The sequence below is a fragment of the Krasilnikovia sp. M28-CT-15 genome, assembly GCF_047159595.1.
GTDB lineage: Bacteria > Actinomycetota > Actinomycetes > Mycobacteriales > Micromonosporaceae > Actinoplanes.
This window is the reverse complement of sequence record NZ_BAAGAK010000001.1, coordinates 3,168,377-3,184,459: the sequence shown is the minus strand read 5'-3', so window position 1 is coordinate 3,184,459 and position 16,083 is coordinate 3,168,377. Positions and strand designations below refer to the sequence as shown.

General features: G+C 71.0%; 16 protein-coding genes. 3 read left to right on the top strand and 13 right to left on the bottom strand.

Features of this window, described 5'->3' with window-relative positions:
• Positions 1 to 25: 25 nt before the first annotated feature.
• From ACMCNO_RS14865 to ACMCNO_RS14815, 11 genes are all read right to left on the bottom strand, one after another.
• Positions 26 to 709: an HAD-IA family hydrolase gene (locus ACMCNO_RS14865; protein ID WP_412750017.1), complete on the bottom strand. Its 684-nt coding sequence runs from the start codon at positions 707 to 709 to the stop codon at positions 26 to 28.
• On the bottom strand, positions 709 to 1,518 hold the full coding sequence (locus ACMCNO_RS14860; protein ID WP_412750016.1) for a sugar phosphate isomerase/epimerase family protein: 810 nt from the start codon (positions 1,516 to 1,518) through the stop codon (positions 709 to 711). Before ACMCNO_RS14860 ends, ACMCNO_RS14865 begins: the two co-directional genes overlap by 1 nt.
• Positions 1,515 to 2,273: an SDR family NAD(P)-dependent oxidoreductase gene (locus ACMCNO_RS14855; RefSeq protein WP_412750015.1), complete on the bottom strand. Its 759-nt coding sequence runs from the start codon at positions 2,271 to 2,273 to the stop codon at positions 1,515 to 1,517. The genes ACMCNO_RS14860 and ACMCNO_RS14855 overlap by 4 nt, the downstream gene beginning before the upstream one ends.
• Positions 2,248 to 3,390 (bottom strand): alcohol dehydrogenase catalytic domain-containing protein, encoded by a 1,143-nt coding sequence (locus ACMCNO_RS14850; protein ID WP_412750014.1) that lies wholly within the window; start codon positions 3,388 to 3,390, stop codon positions 2,248 to 2,250. The genes ACMCNO_RS14855 and ACMCNO_RS14850 overlap by 26 nt, the downstream gene beginning before the upstream one ends.
• Entirely contained in the window at positions 3,387 to 4,466 is a 1,080-nt protein-coding gene (locus ACMCNO_RS14845) for an ROK family protein (protein ID WP_412750013.1), read from the bottom strand. The genes ACMCNO_RS14850 and ACMCNO_RS14845 overlap by 4 nt, the downstream gene beginning before the upstream one ends.
• Positions 4,467 to 4,677: 211 nt before the next feature.
• Entirely contained in the window at positions 4,678 to 5,856 is a 1,179-nt protein-coding gene (locus ACMCNO_RS14840; protein WP_412750012.1) for an MFS transporter, read from the bottom strand.
• A 9-nt stretch (positions 5,857 to 5,865) separates the two neighbouring features.
• Complete coding sequence (locus ACMCNO_RS14835) at positions 5,866 to 6,624, bottom strand: SDR family NAD(P)-dependent oxidoreductase (RefSeq protein WP_412750011.1); 759 nt, start codon at positions 6,622 to 6,624, stop codon at positions 5,866 to 5,868.
• A complete protein-coding gene (locus ACMCNO_RS14830) occupies positions 6,621 to 7,910 on the bottom strand; it encodes a glycosyltransferase (protein WP_412750010.1) in 1,290 nt (429 codons plus the stop codon). Before ACMCNO_RS14830 ends, ACMCNO_RS14835 begins: the two co-directional genes overlap by 4 nt.
• A 281-nt stretch (positions 7,911 to 8,191) precedes the next feature.
• Entirely contained in the window at positions 8,192 to 9,397 is a 1,206-nt protein-coding gene (locus tag ACMCNO_RS14825; protein WP_412750009.1) for an MAB_1171c family putative transporter, read from the bottom strand.
• Positions 9,397 to 9,741, bottom strand: a complete 345-nt coding sequence (locus tag ACMCNO_RS14820) for a hypothetical protein (protein ID WP_412750008.1) — start codon at positions 9,739 to 9,741, stop codon at positions 9,397 to 9,399. Before ACMCNO_RS14820 ends, ACMCNO_RS14825 begins: the two co-directional genes overlap by 1 nt.
• Positions 9,742 to 10,053: 312 nt before the next feature.
• On the bottom strand, positions 10,054 to 10,449 hold the full coding sequence (locus ACMCNO_RS14815) for a hypothetical protein (RefSeq protein WP_412750007.1): 396 nt from the start codon (positions 10,447 to 10,449) through the stop codon (positions 10,054 to 10,056).
• A 207-nt stretch (positions 10,450 to 10,656) separates the two neighbouring features.
• Here ACMCNO_RS14815 and ACMCNO_RS14810 point away from each other — a divergent pair, with 207 nt between their 5' ends.
• The 3 genes from ACMCNO_RS14810 to ACMCNO_RS14800 all read left to right on the top strand — a co-directional run bounded on the left by ACMCNO_RS14810 (position 10,657) and on the right by ACMCNO_RS14800 (position 14,396).
• Positions 10,657 to 11,487 carry a PIG-L family deacetylase gene (locus ACMCNO_RS14810; protein WP_412750006.1) on the top strand — a complete coding sequence of 277 codons (831 nt, stop codon included), beginning with the start codon at positions 10,657 to 10,659 and terminating at the stop codon, positions 11,485 to 11,487.
• 92 nt (positions 11,488 to 11,579) lie between these two features.
• A complete protein-coding gene (locus ACMCNO_RS14805) occupies positions 11,580 to 13,847 on the top strand; it encodes a putative bifunctional diguanylate cyclase/phosphodiesterase (protein ID WP_412750005.1) in 2,268 nt (755 codons plus the stop codon).
• An 84-nt stretch (positions 13,848 to 13,931) separates the two neighbouring features.
• Positions 13,932 to 14,396 carry a phage tail protein gene (locus tag ACMCNO_RS14800; RefSeq protein WP_412750004.1) on the top strand — a complete coding sequence of 155 codons (465 nt, stop codon included), beginning with the start codon at positions 13,932 to 13,934 and terminating at the stop codon, positions 14,394 to 14,396.
• Between the two features lie 28 nt (positions 14,397 to 14,424).
• On the opposite strand, the gene ACMCNO_RS14795 is transcribed toward ACMCNO_RS14800, so the two are convergent.
• Both ACMCNO_RS14795 and ACMCNO_RS14790 read right to left on the bottom strand, forming a co-directional pair.
• Entirely contained in the window at positions 14,425 to 15,411 is a 987-nt protein-coding gene (locus ACMCNO_RS14795; protein WP_412750003.1) for a CU044_5270 family protein, read from the bottom strand.
• On the bottom strand, positions 15,408 to 16,034 hold the full coding sequence (locus ACMCNO_RS14790) for an RNA polymerase sigma factor (RefSeq protein ID WP_412750002.1): 627 nt from the start codon (positions 16,032 to 16,034) through the stop codon (positions 15,408 to 15,410). The genes ACMCNO_RS14795 and ACMCNO_RS14790 overlap by 4 nt, the downstream gene beginning before the upstream one ends.
• Positions 16,035 to 16,083: the final 49 nt, after the last annotated feature.

Here is a 16,083-nt window from a genome sequence, read left to right as displayed (position 1 = left end):
TTCGTGCCGACGACCTCCTGACGACTCATGGACCGAGCGTCACGTGCAGCAGACCGGTCGAAGGGTCGGCGTCGACGAGTACGTTTCTGAAGTCGGCGACGCGGTCGAGGCCCTGCCCGGCGGGCGGGTGAGCCGTGCCCACGACCACGGTCCGTGCGCCGCAGCGCCGCGCGGCCAGCAGGCCGGCCTCGGCATCCTCGAAGACGAGGGTCGACTCAGGAGCGACGCCGAGCCGTGCGGCCGCGGCGAGATAGCCCTCCGGATCGGGCTTGCCGGCGGTGACGTCGTCCGCGCTGATCGTGACATCGGGCATGGGTAGTCCGGCCGCTGCCATCCTGGCCTCCGCGAGTCGGCGCCCGGCTGAGGTCACCATGGCCCAGCTGCCCCGGGGCAGCCGGGCCAGCAGCTCGCCGGCGCCGGGCACCGCCGTGATTCCCTCGGTGTCGGCGACCTCCTCGGCGGCGATGCGCCGGGCCTCGGCCGCGACGTCCACGCCCGCGGAGACGAACTCGGCGACCGTCTCCTCGGTGCGGCGCCCGTGCGACACCGCGAGGATCCGCGAGAGTTCCACCTGGTGCCGGTCGGCGAACGAACGCCACGTGCGTTCGACGACCGCGGTGGAGTCGACCAGCGTCCCGTCCATGTCGAACAGCACCGCGGCCACGGTCGCGGTGACGTGGCGCATCGCGGTCGTGTCATCTGTGGTCATCATCGACTCCTGCTCCCGGGTGTGACGAACTGCTGAATGCGCTCTCTCGTCCAGGCGATGTCGACGGCGAGCCGGTCGACATCCGCGTCGCGGTAGTCGTTCTCCAGGACGAACGCGCGTACCGGCACGTGCCGCCGGTGCAGCGCGGCGATGGTGTCGTCGAGTCCGCCCTGGCCCGCCCCCAACGGTGGCGACGCGCCGACCTCCGGCGGACCGTCCTTGAGGTGGACCTGGTCGGCCAGCACGTGGCCGAGCTCGGTGACGAGTGCGACGGGGCTCACGCCGTGCACGACAGGATTGAACGTATCCAGCAGCAGGCGGAAGGCGGGCGAGGCCACCCGCTCGGCGAGCGTCCGGGCCATCCCGGGCGCGAGCACATTTTCGCTGGCCAGCACCAGGCCGCGGGCCTCGGCCGCGACCGCCGCCCAGCGCAGGGCCGCGACGGTACGGTCGAACTCCGCCGGTCCGCGGATGGCGCTGCGCCGGAAGCTCGGCACGAACACGAGGCCCACGCCCAGCTCGTACGCGACATCGAGAAGCCGGATCAGGATCGGCCGCACCACGGCCGGTTCGGCGATCAGTCCGACGTCGTTGAGGGTGTTGGCCGTGACCGCCAGCAGGTGTACCCCGGTGTCCTGCGCCACCTCGCGCAGGCTCTCCGCCCGCCCCGGGGTGTCCAGCCATTCGCCACGCCCGGGACCGCCGAGGTCGAGTTGCAGGCCGTCGGCGCCCACGGCCGCGGTCAGCCGCACCGCTTCGGCGCCGGTCGCGGCGAGGCGCCATGCGGCCAGGCCGACGAGGCAGCTCATGTGCGCACCGACCGGCTCTGGGAGACGGGGACCCGGTCGGTGGCCGACCACCAGTCACCGTCCGCGTCGACCACGAGGCTGTCGCCGTGGTGTCCCGCCCCGGCGGTGACGGCCAGTTCCGTCGCGAGGCGGGCGAAGTCGGAGGGCTTCATGTAGGAGCTGTAGTCGAAGTCCGGCGGCCGCCGCCGGCGGATGCCCGGAGAGTCGACCATGCCCGCGGGCAGTACCTGGACGATGCGTACCGCGGTGCTGTCCTCCTCCTGCCCGACCGAGTCCAGCAGCGCCTTTGCGGCGGCCTTCGTCGCGGTGTAGCCGGACCTGCCCGGTCCGGCGTTGTAGACGACCTCCGACGACACCCCGACGAACAGCCCCGGCCTGGCGGCGCGCAGGGACGGCAGCGCCGCCGCAAGGGTCATCCAGAGGCCACTGACGTTGATGTCGAGTTGCGTACGCCACTCCTGCTCGGCGACGTCGGCGAAGTAGGCCCGCCTGGCTCCGTAGTAGATGGAGGAGAAACACGTCAGATCGAGACCGTCCGTGGCGATCTCCTCGAGCCGCGCCCGGGCGCGCTCCGGCTCGGTGAGATCGAGCAGCCGCCAGTGCAGGAGTTCCGCACCGGGACCCACGGGTGCGCTGCGGCTGCCGATCACCACGTGGGCGCCGGCGGCCGCCCACGCGTCCGCGATCCCGCGGCCGATGCCCGTCGATCCGCCGACGACGAGTGCGCGCTTACCGGTCAGCCGGGTGTCTGTCATCAGAAGTCCTCTCTTCGGTGACCCGCACCGAAAGTTTGATCAAGCGGCGGCCGTCGACGGTCCGTTCGGGCGATCCGGCCAGGGCCCGCATCACGCGCGCCGCGCCGTCGAGGTCGGTCTCGTGGGTGATCAGGTCGCGGTAACGCTCCGGGGCCCGCGCCAGCTCGGCGGCAGACGCGACGAGATGCTGGTTGGCCACCCCGCGGTGGCCCACCAGGCGTATCCCCCGGTCGGTGGTCGTGACGAGGATCGGGTCCGGCACGCCGCCGCAGTTGGCCGCCCGCACGGCGCCGAGATCGACCCCGGGCAGCGACGGTGCCGTGGCGCCGGGCGGCACCCCGCCCACGATGTCCACGACGACGTCTGATTCCGTGGCGCGGATGACGGCCTCGAGCGCGGCCACCGTGGCGTCGCGGGGAGTGGCCACCAGGGCCGCGACCGAGCCGCCCAGCTTGGCCTCCGCCAGCTCACCCGCGTCGAGCAGCACATCCGCGGGGTACGGGCTGGCGGCGCTGAACGCGCGGCCCGCGGATGTGTGGTGCACGAGGACCACACGCGTCCGGGTGCCGAGCCAGCGGGCCGCGGCGCGCACGGCGAGGTGGCCCACGGTCCCATCACCGACGACCAGCAGCGTCGTCGGCCGGAAGGCGCGCAGCGCGTCCACGGCGTACCGCACCACGGCCAACGGCTCGAGCAGGGCGGCCAGCGTGACGTCGGTGGATTCCGGCAGGACCAGTACCCTGCCGCCCGCCACCGCCGTGGCGGGCAGCAACGTGCGCTCCTGCAACAGGCCGTCGACGTTGTGTCCCAGCAGGAAGCCGGGGTCCGTCGGATGCGTGGGATTGACGGCGACCAGGGTGCCCGGCGCCAGTGTTTCCGGCGTACCCTCACCCGCGGCCACCACTCTGGCCACCCCTTCGTGCCCGACGACCGGGGCCGGATCGTCGCGCAGGCCCCGCAACATCTGGATGTCGGTGCCGCACAACCCCGCGTACTCGGTGGCTACCAGCAACTCGCCCGGACCCGGCAGGACCGTGGGCCGGTCGGCGACGGATATCCCGCCGTCAGACCGGACGATCGCCCGGTGCCCGGCCGCCGCCGCAGTTCTTCCGATCATTGCCGCACCAACTCCTCCGACGCTGCGGGCTCGGGCAACGCGGCCAGCGCCGCGAGCCCGGCACCGACGAGACCGTCGGCGTCGCCCTCGGCGCAGACCAGAATCCGATCGGGCATCCAGGCCGGATCCCGTTCGCTGGTCAGGTACAGCCCGGCCCGGCTCAGGTGGCGAAGCAGTGACTCCCGGTAGCGCGCCCCGAGACCGACGCCGACCCCGCCGGTGAGTGCGACGAGGTCGACGTCCGGGTCCAGACAGAACGCGGTCCGCACGATGTCCGCCACCGGCCCGGTCGCGGCGTCGAGCAGTTCCGTCGCCACCGCGTCGCCCGCGTCCAACGCCGCCTGGAGCGCCGTCTCGAACGCCGCCCCACCGGCCAGCCGGACGCCGATCGCCGACGCCTCCCACGCGCGGCCCCGCCGGATGCGCAGCACCTCGGCGAGCCGCCGCATCCCCGGGCCCGAGGAGTAGGCGGCCACGTGTCCCATCTGCCCGCAGTCACACCGCAGGCGCACCGGCGCCTCGTCGATCAGCACGATGGTCGGCAGATGCCCGATCTCCCCTTGCAGGCCGCTGCCGTCGACCGGGATCGTTCCGGTGCGCAGGTCGATGGTGCGGCAGGCGATACCGGTGCTGATGGTGGCCAGCAGCAGCTTGTTCACGCCATGACCGCGCTCGGAACTCGCCAGGTGCCGCAGCGCGGCGGTCACGTCGTTGACCACCTGCCACCGAACGTCCGGGCGGGCCGCTTGCAGCGCGCCGAGCATGTCGAACGGCGTGGCGTGCGGCCCCCACAGCGGGGCCGAGGCGTAGACCGTGCCGGTCCGGTGGTCCAGGGCCGCGCCGAGCGACACCCCAGCCGTGGCCCCGGCCGGGACCCGGGCCGTGATGTCGTTGATCAACATCGACCGCAGTTCGTCGACCCCGGTCCACCCGAAACGCGCGCGGCTCGGCGAGGCCGTACGGCCCACCGCCCCGAGACCGTTCACCGGCGACCACTGCGCCCACCGCAGATAGGTACCGCCGATGTCGAATACTGTGACTGTCCTTTCGTCGGCCCCCGACATGCGATTGTCCATAGTGCGGCTCCCTGTTGCAGATCACGTGTTTCCGCAGAGCGCGTGCCTGTAGATGTCATGTCCGGCCCAGGCCTGGACGCCCATGGGCACGGCGGTACCGCACCGTCATTCCGTCGGCCGCGGACACGGCCGCAAGCACACGCCCGGCCTGCCCGCGCGTGCGGTGTCAGTGGCGGGCGCTCGGATACGCACCCGGAGAGTCACGAGCCGGTCACACGGGCGATTCTCGGCCTGCCGCTCTGACCAGGACGGCGGCGACGCTGATCGCCAGCGAGACCACGAGCAGCGAGCCGATCGCGGTGCGCAACGCGGTCTGCTCGGCGATCAATCCGACTACCACCGGTCCGAGCAGTAGTCCGACATAGGCGATGGAGGCGGTGGCTCCGACGAGCGTGGCGCGCCGCTGGGCCGGGGCGCTCCGGCCGACCACGCCGTACACCGTCGGCGCCGCGACCGAGATCGCCGCCCCGGCGACGGCGAACCCGACCAGTGCCACCAGCGGGCTGCCCGACCACGCCACGATCAGGACCCCCACCCCGGACAGCAGCCCGGATGCCAACAGCACGACACGGTCGGACATCCGGGTGGACAGCCAGTGGCCACCGAATCTGCCCAGTGCCATCGATCCCGCGAACACCCCGGGAGCGAGCCCGGACAGGCCCGGGGCGGCGTGTACCTCGTCCTCGAGGAAGACCGCGCTCCACTGCTGAACTCCGCTCTCCACGAGCAGGGCCAACGCGGCCAGCACACCGAACCGCAGCGCCAGCGGATTGATGCGCCGGCGCGTCCTGGCCGCCTGGGTCTCTCCGGTGGCATGCGCGGCGAGTCGCGCCGGCACCCGGCCCGTCGAGGCCACCGTGAGCAGAACCGTCACCACGGCCAACCCCACCAACGGCCAGGCGGCCTCGACGCCGGCCGCCCTGGTCAGGCTCGTGACCACCGTGCCGACCAGCAGGCCGACGCTGAACAGGGCGTGCGCCCGGTTGAGCACCCGCTCCCCGGTGTCCGCCTCCACCGTCGCGGCCAAACTGTTGATCACGACGTCGCAGGATCCCGACGCGAAGCCGAACAGCAGCAACGCCACCACCAGCATGGGCACCGATCCGGCGAACGCGGGCAGCGGTGCCGCAGCGGCGAACAGGCACAGCGCCGTGATCGCGACCGGCCTGCCGTACCGGTCGAGCAGCCGGCCGACCATGAACATCGCCGGTGCCGCCGCGAGTCCGACGCACACCAGCGCCGCGCCGAGGTCGCCGTCACTGGCGCCGGTGTTGCGCTTGATCGCCGGCAGCGCTGCCGCGTACATGCCCCAGAGCAGTCCGAAAGCGGTGAAGGCGAGCAGGACCGTGCCGCTACCCAGTCGCGTCTTTCCGGTGGTGGTGTCCGCCATCGCTGCCGCTCACCGGGCGGCGCGGACCAGGGCCGCGCCGCCGTCCACGTTGATGGCCTGGCCGGTGACGTGTGCCGCCGCCGCGGAGCAGAGAAACGCCACGGCGGCGCCGACGTCCTCGGCGGTCTGTTCCCGGTCGGTCGGGGTCCTACCAGCGACCTGGCGCAGCGGCACCCGATCGCGCACCACGCTCTCGAACTCGTCACGGTCGACCAGCTGCCACTGGCTGCTCCAGACGAACCCCGGTCGCACCAGATTCACGCGAACCCCCCGGTCGGCCAGCAGCACGGCCAGTGAGCTGCTCCAGTGCTCGAGTGCCGCCTTGGCAGCACCGTACGCCGGCGAGACCGCCCACGGCATCGTCGCCGCGATGGAGCTGACGTTGCAGATGGCGCCGCCCGGCGCGATCCGTGGGACGAGCAGCCTGGTCAGCCGGTACCCGGCGGAAACGTTGAGATCGATGATGTCATCCCACACCTCGGGAGGCGGCCACGCCACGTCCGTGATCGGGCGCACCGGCGGCTGCCGTTCCCCACCCAGCACATTGACCAGCACGGACACGTCGGCGGGGAGTTGCGCGTCGAGCCTGGCCAGCCCTTGCTCAGTGCGCAGATCACAGCAGAGCAGCTCGGCGCCGTCCGGCAACGGATGAGCCGGTTGCGCGATGTCGACGGCGACGACCCGCGAAACGATCTTCTCGGCGAGCAGTGCCTCGACCACCGCACGACCGATGCCACCCGTCGCCGCGGTGACGACGGCGACGCTCATGCGGTCACCGCCAGGGTGGGCTCGACGATGTCGACATAGTCCTGGGCGAGTCGTGTCATCGAGTAGCGTTCCAGAGCGTCGATGCGGGCGCGGGCGCCCAGCCGGGCGCGCAACGGTGGATCACCGAGCAGGCGCCGCAGCGCCGTCCGTACCCCATTGAGGTCTTCCGGGTCGACGAGCAGACCGTTGACGCCCTCGACGATCTGCTGTCGCAGGCCGCCGACCGCGGACGCGACGACGGCACGGCCCTTGACCATGGCCTCGGTCACGGTGAGACCGAAGCCTTCGGCGAGGCTCTTCTGCAGCACCACGTCGGCACGCCGCTGCAGGGCGTTGACCACGATCGCGTTGCGGTACGGGTTTCGCCCGGAGATCGTCACCAGGTGCACCCTGGCCCGATCGGCCGGGGCGAGGCCGGCATAGACCCGGCGGACCTCGGTGAGGACGGCGGCGCCCTCCGGGTCGTCGGATATCTCCGTCGGATCCGAACCGGCGAGCACGAGGTGCACGTCCGGTGCCAGTCCCTTGATGCAGCGCAGGGCGCCCGGCATGTCCTTCAGCGGGTCCCACCGGGAAACCTGAAGCACGACCCGCGCGTCGCGCGGCATCGGCGCCTGCTGCGTGACCGACACGTCGGGCGCGTGGCGGGCCGTGGTGAGGCCGATCTCGTCCAGCAGCGTGTCGATGTCGATGGTCGTCAATGGGTGGTTCTTCGGTGACATCGGGTCGATCGCCGGCGCGACGATGAACCGCTTGTGCGGGGGCACCGACGATGGCACGTACTCCGGCAGCGTGGTGACGACCGCGTCGACCGCGGCGAGCTCGGCGGCCAGGGCCCGCCACACCGCGTCCGGCCCCTGGGCCGACCGGCTCTGCGTGCCGATGTGGCAGTGCCACACCACCCGCGCTCCGGCGGCCCGGATCGCGGGGGCCAGCCCGAGCGTCTGCGGATCGTGCAGGATCACGGCGTCGCCAGGGCCGAGCTGAGACGCCAGCCACGATGCCTGGGGCGCAAGCACCTCATGATAGGTACGCAGCAGCGCCGGATCATCGAGCCGATCGGGGTCCGCCCGCCCATGCAGCAGATGATGGAGATACTTGGTGACGGCGAAGTAGTCGTCCGTTCCGTTGATCACCAACCAACCCGCGTTGGTTCCGTCCGAACGCTGGTGAGCAACGAGGCCGTGCAGCACCTCGGCCACCCCACCGCCGACGGCAGTCGTGTTGACGTGTATCACCCTTGGCCTGCCGGTATCGGGTTCGATCTCCCAAGCCGGTGTCGGCATTTACCACTCCTTCGGTTACTCGTGCCACGTGGGGCGCCGACGCCGCCGCCCGCGTGCCTTTCACTCGATCGTGCCGTTGCCGTGGTGGAACTGCATTCCGTCTGAATCGCGCGATCCTGTCGCCAACCCTAGGCCGGGGCCGTCGCACGCGTCAAGTACATTGGACACCCGAGTGGACACCCGGTGTCGAAAGGAGACGGACGTGCCTCGAGGTCTGCCGCGCGCGCCGAACGCCCCGTGCCCGACCTCGGTCCGGGTGCACAGGGCTGGCAGAGAGCTGGTTACCGCGACGACCCGGCGGCCGCGGGTGCCGCACCGGCCTCCAGGTGCCGGTCGGCGAAGTCGCGTACCGCCCGGGAGCGCAGCGCCCGGTGCAGGCGCAGGAGGTACCGCGTCTCCGGGTGCATGGTGGACCGTGCCGCGCGCAGGTCGGGGAGCAGAGATCGGTCGACGTCGGCGTACACCCTGGGCCGCCCGGTCACGGCGAGCCGGCGGGTCACCTCGAGCCAGCACGCGATGGTCAACAGGCGGGGCCGGTGCGCTGGCGGCCCGTCCTCCACGTGCTGACGGGCCGCGTTCAGCAGATCATGCGACGCCCACGTGTCATGGAGATACAGCATGCTGTCGCGGATCTCGACCACTCGACGGTGCAGGCGCTCCCACGCATCGTCGAACGCCAGGAGATCGGAGGCCCGGGAGACATCCGGAGACAGTTGCAGTTCCGGGGTGGCGCTGCGCAACCGGCGCCACAAGCCGTAGAGGCGCGCCCGGCGGTAGCAGTACAGCGAAGCCTTGCGTACGGGTTCCATCGCGGCGATCACGCATCCGATCGGCACGAGGATGAACCGGGTGGTGTTGAGGATGAACGCGACATCCAGCAGGCCCGGGCTCGCCGCGCCGCTCAGCCGCTGCACCGTGCGGATGGTCATGAACGGCACCTGGGTCGCGTTGCCCACCGCGAGCAGGACCAGCGCCGCGGACAAGGTCCTGGTCCGCACGAACCGGAGGTGACGGCACAGCAACCAGACGACCGCCACCGCCGTGGTGATCATGTAGATCGCGGCCGTGAGCGCGTACATCGTGAAGGTGGTGAATCCGTGGGGCACGGTGAACCGCTGCGGCGGTGGGGTGAGCGCGAAGAAGAGCGCCATCGCGGCCGCGGTGGTCAGGGCGGCGGCGATCCGGGTCAGATCCCATCGGCGGGAGCGCTGGCCCTTGCCGGCGAGGCGGCTGACGAACTCGAGGGTGACCGCCATGCTCAGGACGCCCCAGAGCCCCTGGACCAGGTTGTTGACCTGCGCCACCCCGGTGGCCCGGTTGATCGCGGCACCGAACCAGGACTGGATGACGAGGGAGCCGCCGGCGAAGACCAGCAGCATCAACCACAGCGGACGCTGGCGCCGGTCGCGAACCATGAACGGCGTCCGCACGACGAGTACGGCGACGACAACGGTGATGATGATCTGGCGGATGGTCTCGTCGGACATCACGCCGCGCCGAACATCGCGGCCGCGTGCTGCTCGAAGTCGCTCAGGGACCCGGGGAAGCCGTCATGCACCACCTTGAGGACCCGGGAGGCGAACATCTCGGCGACGTCTTCCTGCCGGTCGTTGAAGCGATTCGTCATGGCCCGCTCGATCAGCCGGTCGATGTCGACCCCGGCATGAGACTGGCCGTCCTCGCCGGTCGCGTTGTGGCCGGCCAGCATGTGGCACAGCTCGTGCAGAATGATGTGGTCCCGGTGAAAGCCGGCCACCCCGCTGCGGTAGATGATGTGGTCACGGACGCCATCGTCGAGCCAGAACCCGAACGGCAGGGCCGGGAGGTCCATGGAATGGAGTAACAGGGGGCGTCCACGGCGCGCCGCGACACGGGCGCACAGGTCCTCGATCAGCCATGGGTCCGGTATCGGTGGAAGCTGCACCATGAGTTCCGTAGCGGCTGCCTGGACTCGTTTCCAGCCCATCGTGTGCCCCGTTTCCTCGGTCAGACATCGCCTACTCATCGACCCGGACCCACCGTACACAGACCGGTCCTCTGTAGACATCTGATATGTGACCGACGACTACCGATGCCGCGGGGATGACTCCCGCCGCGCATCAGCGACGGATCTGGGCCACGCGCGGGGTGGACTGCGCGGGCACTACCGTCCCTCGCGTTCCTGTTGCTGAGCGGTCACGATCTCGACCGCCTGCCGTATCGCGGCGATCTGCTCCGGCGCGAAGGTCGCGAACCGGCCGGCCAATGCCTGCACCGTCCGCGCGTCCGGCCCGGTGCCACCGGCGGGCCGCACGCCTTGCCCCGGCGAGCCCGGCATGTCATCCTCGGGCGGCAGGAAATCCGCGAGTTGCCTACCGAAGAAGGTGGCGAGCAACCGGCGGGTCCGATCGGTCAGGTTGTCGGCCTCGCCCTTGAGGATGTTGTGGATGTGGCCGTGCGACACCGTCTCGCCGCCGTTGGCCGCCCGGATGTCGGCGGAGATGGCGCGCACTCCCGGGACGTGTCCCGGACCGTACTTCTCATCCAGCAGACGCCGCATGGTGTTCGCCAGCCAGGCCTGTCGGCTCTCGTGTGATGTGCGCCCGCTCAAGGCTGCCGCCTCCGCTCCTCGCCGGCCACTCCATCGCTCATCTACTGTAGTGGACGCTTGCGAACGAGCCTATACGTCACGGCCCGTGTTGTGAATGTCTACCGCCGGTCGCGACACGAAGTGGACACACGACTGGCGAAGCGGAGGCAGCGAACCATGGCGGATCCCGTACTGACGTTGATGGCGGTGCACGCGCACCCGGACGACGAATCGACCAGCACCGGCGGCGTTCTCGCGCACTACGCCCTGGCCGGCGTACGGACCATCGTCGTCACGTGCACCAACGGGGAGCTCGGTGACGCCCCGGGTGGTGCCAAGCCCGGCGACGCAGGTCATCATCCCGGCGCGGTCGCCGCCGTCCGGCGGGGCGAGTTGCGCGACGCGTGCGAGATCCTCGGTGTGAGCGCGGTGGAGATGCTCGGCTACCACGACTCCGGAATGCCCGACTGGCCCTACCGGGACCGCCCGGACGTCTTCTGCAATGTCCCGGTCGAGCAGGCCGCCCTGCGGGTGGGCGCACACTTCGACACGTACCGGCCGGACGTCGTGGTCACCTACGATCCGCACACCAGCTACCAGCACCCGGACCACATCCATACGGCCCGCGTCACCGCCCGGGCCGCCGAGATCACGGGCATTCCGCGCAAGCTCTACTTCAAGGCGCACGGCAGCAGCTACTGGGCTGACCTGCGGGCCGCGCTGAACCGGATCGGCATCGCCCGGCCGGCTCCCGATGCCACCCGGAGGGCGGAGATGGACGCGGTGCAGCAGCGCATCAGCACCACCATCGACGCCCGTGCCGTCGCGGACCGGAAACGCCGGGCCCTGCTGGCGCACCGTAGCCAACTCGGCTCCTCCCTGGCCGCCAAGTTGCCGCCGGAGCTGTTCGCCGAGGTGCTCGGGGTGGAGACGTACATCCGGGCGACCGACTCGACCGGATCCCCGACGCCGGAGCAGGACCTGTTCAGCGGCTTGCGACAGCACTGATGATCTCCGCGCGCCCGGTCGAGGCGTGAAGAGGATCCGGATCGCAGGGTTATGGCAACGCGACTGCACCCGAGGGCCGGTATCCATATGCCGTGACCCGTCAAAAGCCAGACGTATCCGGTGCGGTGGCCAACCGCTGGTACCTCGCCGTCGGCGGACTCGTCGTGCTGGTCGGCACGCTGCTCGACCTCGAGGTGCGCCTCTTGTTGTACGTGGCGGTCGCCGCCTCGGTCATGGTGGCCGTCGCGGTCGGCGTGCGCCGGCACCGGCCGTCCTGGACCGCGCCGTGGTGGCTGATGATCGCGGCGGTGGCCGCGTCGTTGGTGGCCAACGCCGGCTGGGCGATGGCGCTCACGCCGGCGGGGGTGCCCCGGTTCCCGTCGTTCGGTGACCTGTTCTACGCCCTCATGCTGGTCCTGCTGGTCCTGAGCAACTACTGCTGGGTCCGGCCCGGGCAGCGCCGGGGCGGTGCCGTGGAGGCCGCCATCGTGGTGCTGGGTGGCGGCGCGCTCTCCTGGACGATCGTCATCGAGCCGTTGCTGTTCGGCGGCCGGTTCAGCGGCCTGCGGCTGGCCAGCTACCTCTGTTACGCCGCGATCGACCTGGTCTTCCTCGTGCTGACCGCGCGCGTCGTGGTGGTCTCACGGGTGCGCACCGCCGCGTACCGCCTGATGGTCGCCGCCAGCAGCCTGCTGGTCGTCAGCAACACGGTGAACTTCGCGGGGCTGCTGTCCGGCACGGACGTCGACCGGCTGGTCGCGCTCGGCTGGCTGGGCTCGTACCTGCTCATCGGTGGTGCGGCGCTGCACCCCTCGATGGCCCGCAGCACCGGCACCGTCACCCGCAACCCGGCACCGACATCGCGGGGACGACTCCTGCTCTACGTCACGCTGATCCTGGCCATCGGCGCGATGACCGTTGCCAGCCTGGCGAGCGACCGCGGTGGTCACTCGCCCCGCACGATCGGGTTGGTGCTGATCGGCGGTGCGATGTCGATCCTGCTCATCGTGCGGATGTCGCAACTCGCCGCGCTGCTCGGCAGCCGCTCCCGGCTGGACAGCCTCACCGGGCTGGGCAACCGGGCCCGCTTGCAGGACGGCCTGGACACCGCCGGGCGCCGCGACCAGGCGCTGCTGCTGGTCGACCTCGACGGCTTCCGGGACCTCAACGACAGCTTCGGCGACCAGATCGGCGACGCGGTCCTCGTGGAGACCGCCCGGCGGCTCCGCGCGGTCCTGCCCGACCGGGCCACCGTCGTCCGCATCAGCGGCGACGAATTCGCCGTGCTCACCGACACCGGCGGCGGCCGCGACGGCGCCGTCGTCGCCCAGGGCATCCTCGACGGTCTGCACCGGCCGTACCGGCTGCCGGGGATCCCCTCGCGGCGCATCGCCGCCAGCATCGGGGTGGTGCCGCTGGGCGCGGACAGCCCGCGCCGACACGCGCTGCGCGACGCCGACCTGGCACTGCGCAGCGCCCGGCTGGCCGGCGGCCAGCAGTACGCGGTCTACGACGCCGGGGTGCACGCCGAACGGCTGGCCAACACCCAACTGGTGGCCGACCTGCACCGGGCCCTCGAGGACGGCGAGTTCACCATCCACTACCAGCCCATCGTGGCACTGGGCACGGACGACATCGTCGAAGCCGAGGCGTTGCTGCGCTGGACCCGAAGCGACGGCACCGTCATCTCGCCCGGACGGTTCATCCCGCTCGCCGAGCAGAGCGGCGCCATCGTGGCCATCGGGTCCTGGGTGCTGGCCCAGGTCTGTGCCGACCTGCGGGACCTGCACCGCGACCACGGCCTGTCCGTGACCGTGAACGTCTCCGCCCAGCAGCTGCGCGACCCGCGATTCGCCCACCACGTCCTCGACCTGTTGCAACGCAACGACCTGCCGGGCTCGGCTCTGATCGTCGAAATCACCGAAACGGTGCTCGTCACGTCGGTCGTCGACGCCGCCACCGTCACCGAACAGCTGCAGATCCTGCGCGATCACCAGGTACGCATCGCCATCGACGACTTCGGCACGGGGTATTCGTCCCTGGCCTACCTGCGCCAGCTGCCCGTCGACATCCTCAAGATGGACGGCTCGTTCACCGCGCTGCAGATCGAGGAGGGCACCGAGCGCGACCTCGCCTTCATCCGCGCGATCCTGGAGCTCAGCCGGCTCCTCGGGCTGCAGACCATCGCCGAGGCGGTGGAGACCGCCGCTCAGGCCGACCGGCTGCGGGAGCTCGGCTGCGACCTGGCGCAGGGCTACCACTTCGCCCGGCCCGCGCCGGTGGCCGCGCTGCACGAGCTCCTGAGGGAACGCCGCGGCGCCGCGGTGCCGGTCCATGCCGAGCTGCCGGTGCGCGGTTGACCATGACATCAGCGCGTCGGCGCTGCAAGCGCCACCACGGGTGGTAACGTCCCGGACACATCTCGGCGCGACTCGGGGGTGCCCATGCCCTACATCGTGGATTTCACCACCGTCTCCACCGTCGGCCTGGAGTCGTCGCCGGTCGCGGACGCGCTGGCCGGCCTGCGGGCGAACGAGGCCCGCTACTTCAAGAACAAGTACGACCACGTCTTCACGGTGGAACCTGCCAGCGAGGCCCAGGCGACCGTCGACTGGGTGCACCGGATCCTCAAGGAGGAGCGCGACATCGTCATCTCCTCCCGTCCGCTGGAGGCCACGGCCTTCCAGGTCGAGAACATCCGCTGGGCCTACGTCTTCTACGAGAGCGGCCTGTCGATCAACGTGCTGTACACGGTCGACGACCTCGGGAAGCGGGCGGTCGGATTCAAGCTCTCCGACGGGATGGAGGTTCCCGCCGAGCTCGCCGAGCGGTTCAAGTTCGCCAGGCAGAAGTCGAAGCTGGCCGGAACCATTCGCGGCTCCTACTTCACCATCAAGAACGAGTACTGATCGCGTCCGGCACCCGGCGGCCGGGCGGTCACTGTGGAAGGTCGCCCTGTTTCTGGACCACGCCGCGTTCCAGGACCGCGGTGGTGCCGGTGAGCATGCCTGCCTTGCCGGTCCTGGTGTCCCGGACCAGGTACGAGCGCTCGCCGAGGTACTCGAGGGTGGTCGCACTGAAGATCCATTCGCGCCGCTCGCCGGACTCCTCGGTGCGGGCGATCGCGACCCCGTGCCGGCCCTGGGCGTCGACCGAGTCGGCGATCAGGACCACGCCGGGAATCTTCGCGGCGGCCCGGTAGAGGGCTGCGGTCACCTGCGGGGGCAGCAGCGACTCGCGCAACGCCGTACCGATGAAGTCGAACGCCTCTTCGTCCGGGCCCGGGCCCTGGCCCTTGGTGTCGGCGTAGATCTTTCTGAGCAGCGCTGCCGGGTCGGTCGGCAGGTCGGCGTAGCGGCTGTTCGGGGTCGCGCCCTCCAGCCCGAACGTGTCGTCCTCCTCCCGGATCAGGCCTTCGCTGCCGTGCGAGGCGGGCACCCAGATCTCGCGGCTGTGCACCGGTCCGAGCACCTGGGCGTCGACACCGGCCTCCAGGTGGCCGGAGTCGTTCTCCGTGGTGAAGACCAGCCCGGCCGTCCGGCTCCTGATGTAGACGTATTCGTCCTTGCCGACCGGCACCTGCGGCTTCTTGCCCGCGACCAGCGCCACGCGCTCCATGAGCGGTGCCACCTTGGTGGCGTCACCGGCCGCGACCGCCACGACCGGGCTGGTGGCAGCGGTCGTACTCCGGTTGAGCGTGATCGTCGCGACGATCACCGCGACCAGCACCGCGGCCGCGACCGGGGCGGCCAGCAGGAGGAGCCGGCGGCGGGGTGCGGCGGCGGGGTGCTCCGTGATCTGTTGCATGAAGGCGTCCTTGAGCAGGCGGTGGCGGTCCGCGGGCAGCTCCGGGTCCCCCGGCGGCGGCAGCAGCCGGGTCAGCTCGGCGCGCTCGGCAGCATCGAGCCGTGGCGACTGGTTCATCGGTTCCGCTCCTGATTCGACCGGGCCGCATCGGTACGGCCATCCAGTACCTGTCCGCTGTCCGGGCCGGGTTCCCGCGGGCCGGAGACTTCCGTGGTCATCTCCCGCAGCCTGGTCCGGGCCCGGGACAGCCGGGACCGGACCGTGCCGATCGGTACGCCGAGCGCCTCCGCGGCCTGCGCGTAGTCGAGTCCGGACCACACGCACAACGTGAACACCTCGCGCTCGGCCGGGCGCAGCCGGTTCAGCGCGGCCGTCGCCGCGGTCAGTTGCTCGCTGTCGTGCATCCGGTTGACGATCTCGTCGGCGAAGTCCGGCATCGCCTCGGCCGGTGGCAGCCGGATCAGCGCGGCGGCGTGCCGACGGGCCGCACGCCGGGTGTTGCGCAGCACGTTCACGGCGATGCCGAGCAGCCAGGGCAGCACGCTGTCGCCCTCGGGCCGCAGCTTCTCGCGTAACCGCCAGGCTTCCAGGAACGTCAGCGACACGATGTCCTCAGCCACGCTCCAGCTGCCGGTGTTCCGCACGACGTGCCGGTACACCGCGCCCGCGTGGTCTTCGAAGAGCTGCCCGAACGTCGCGGCGTCACCAGCGCGTATCCGGGCTCGCTGAGAAAGATTCACGACCAGTTCTGTCCGCCCGCGGCGATGAGTTCCATGACAGTGGTCACAT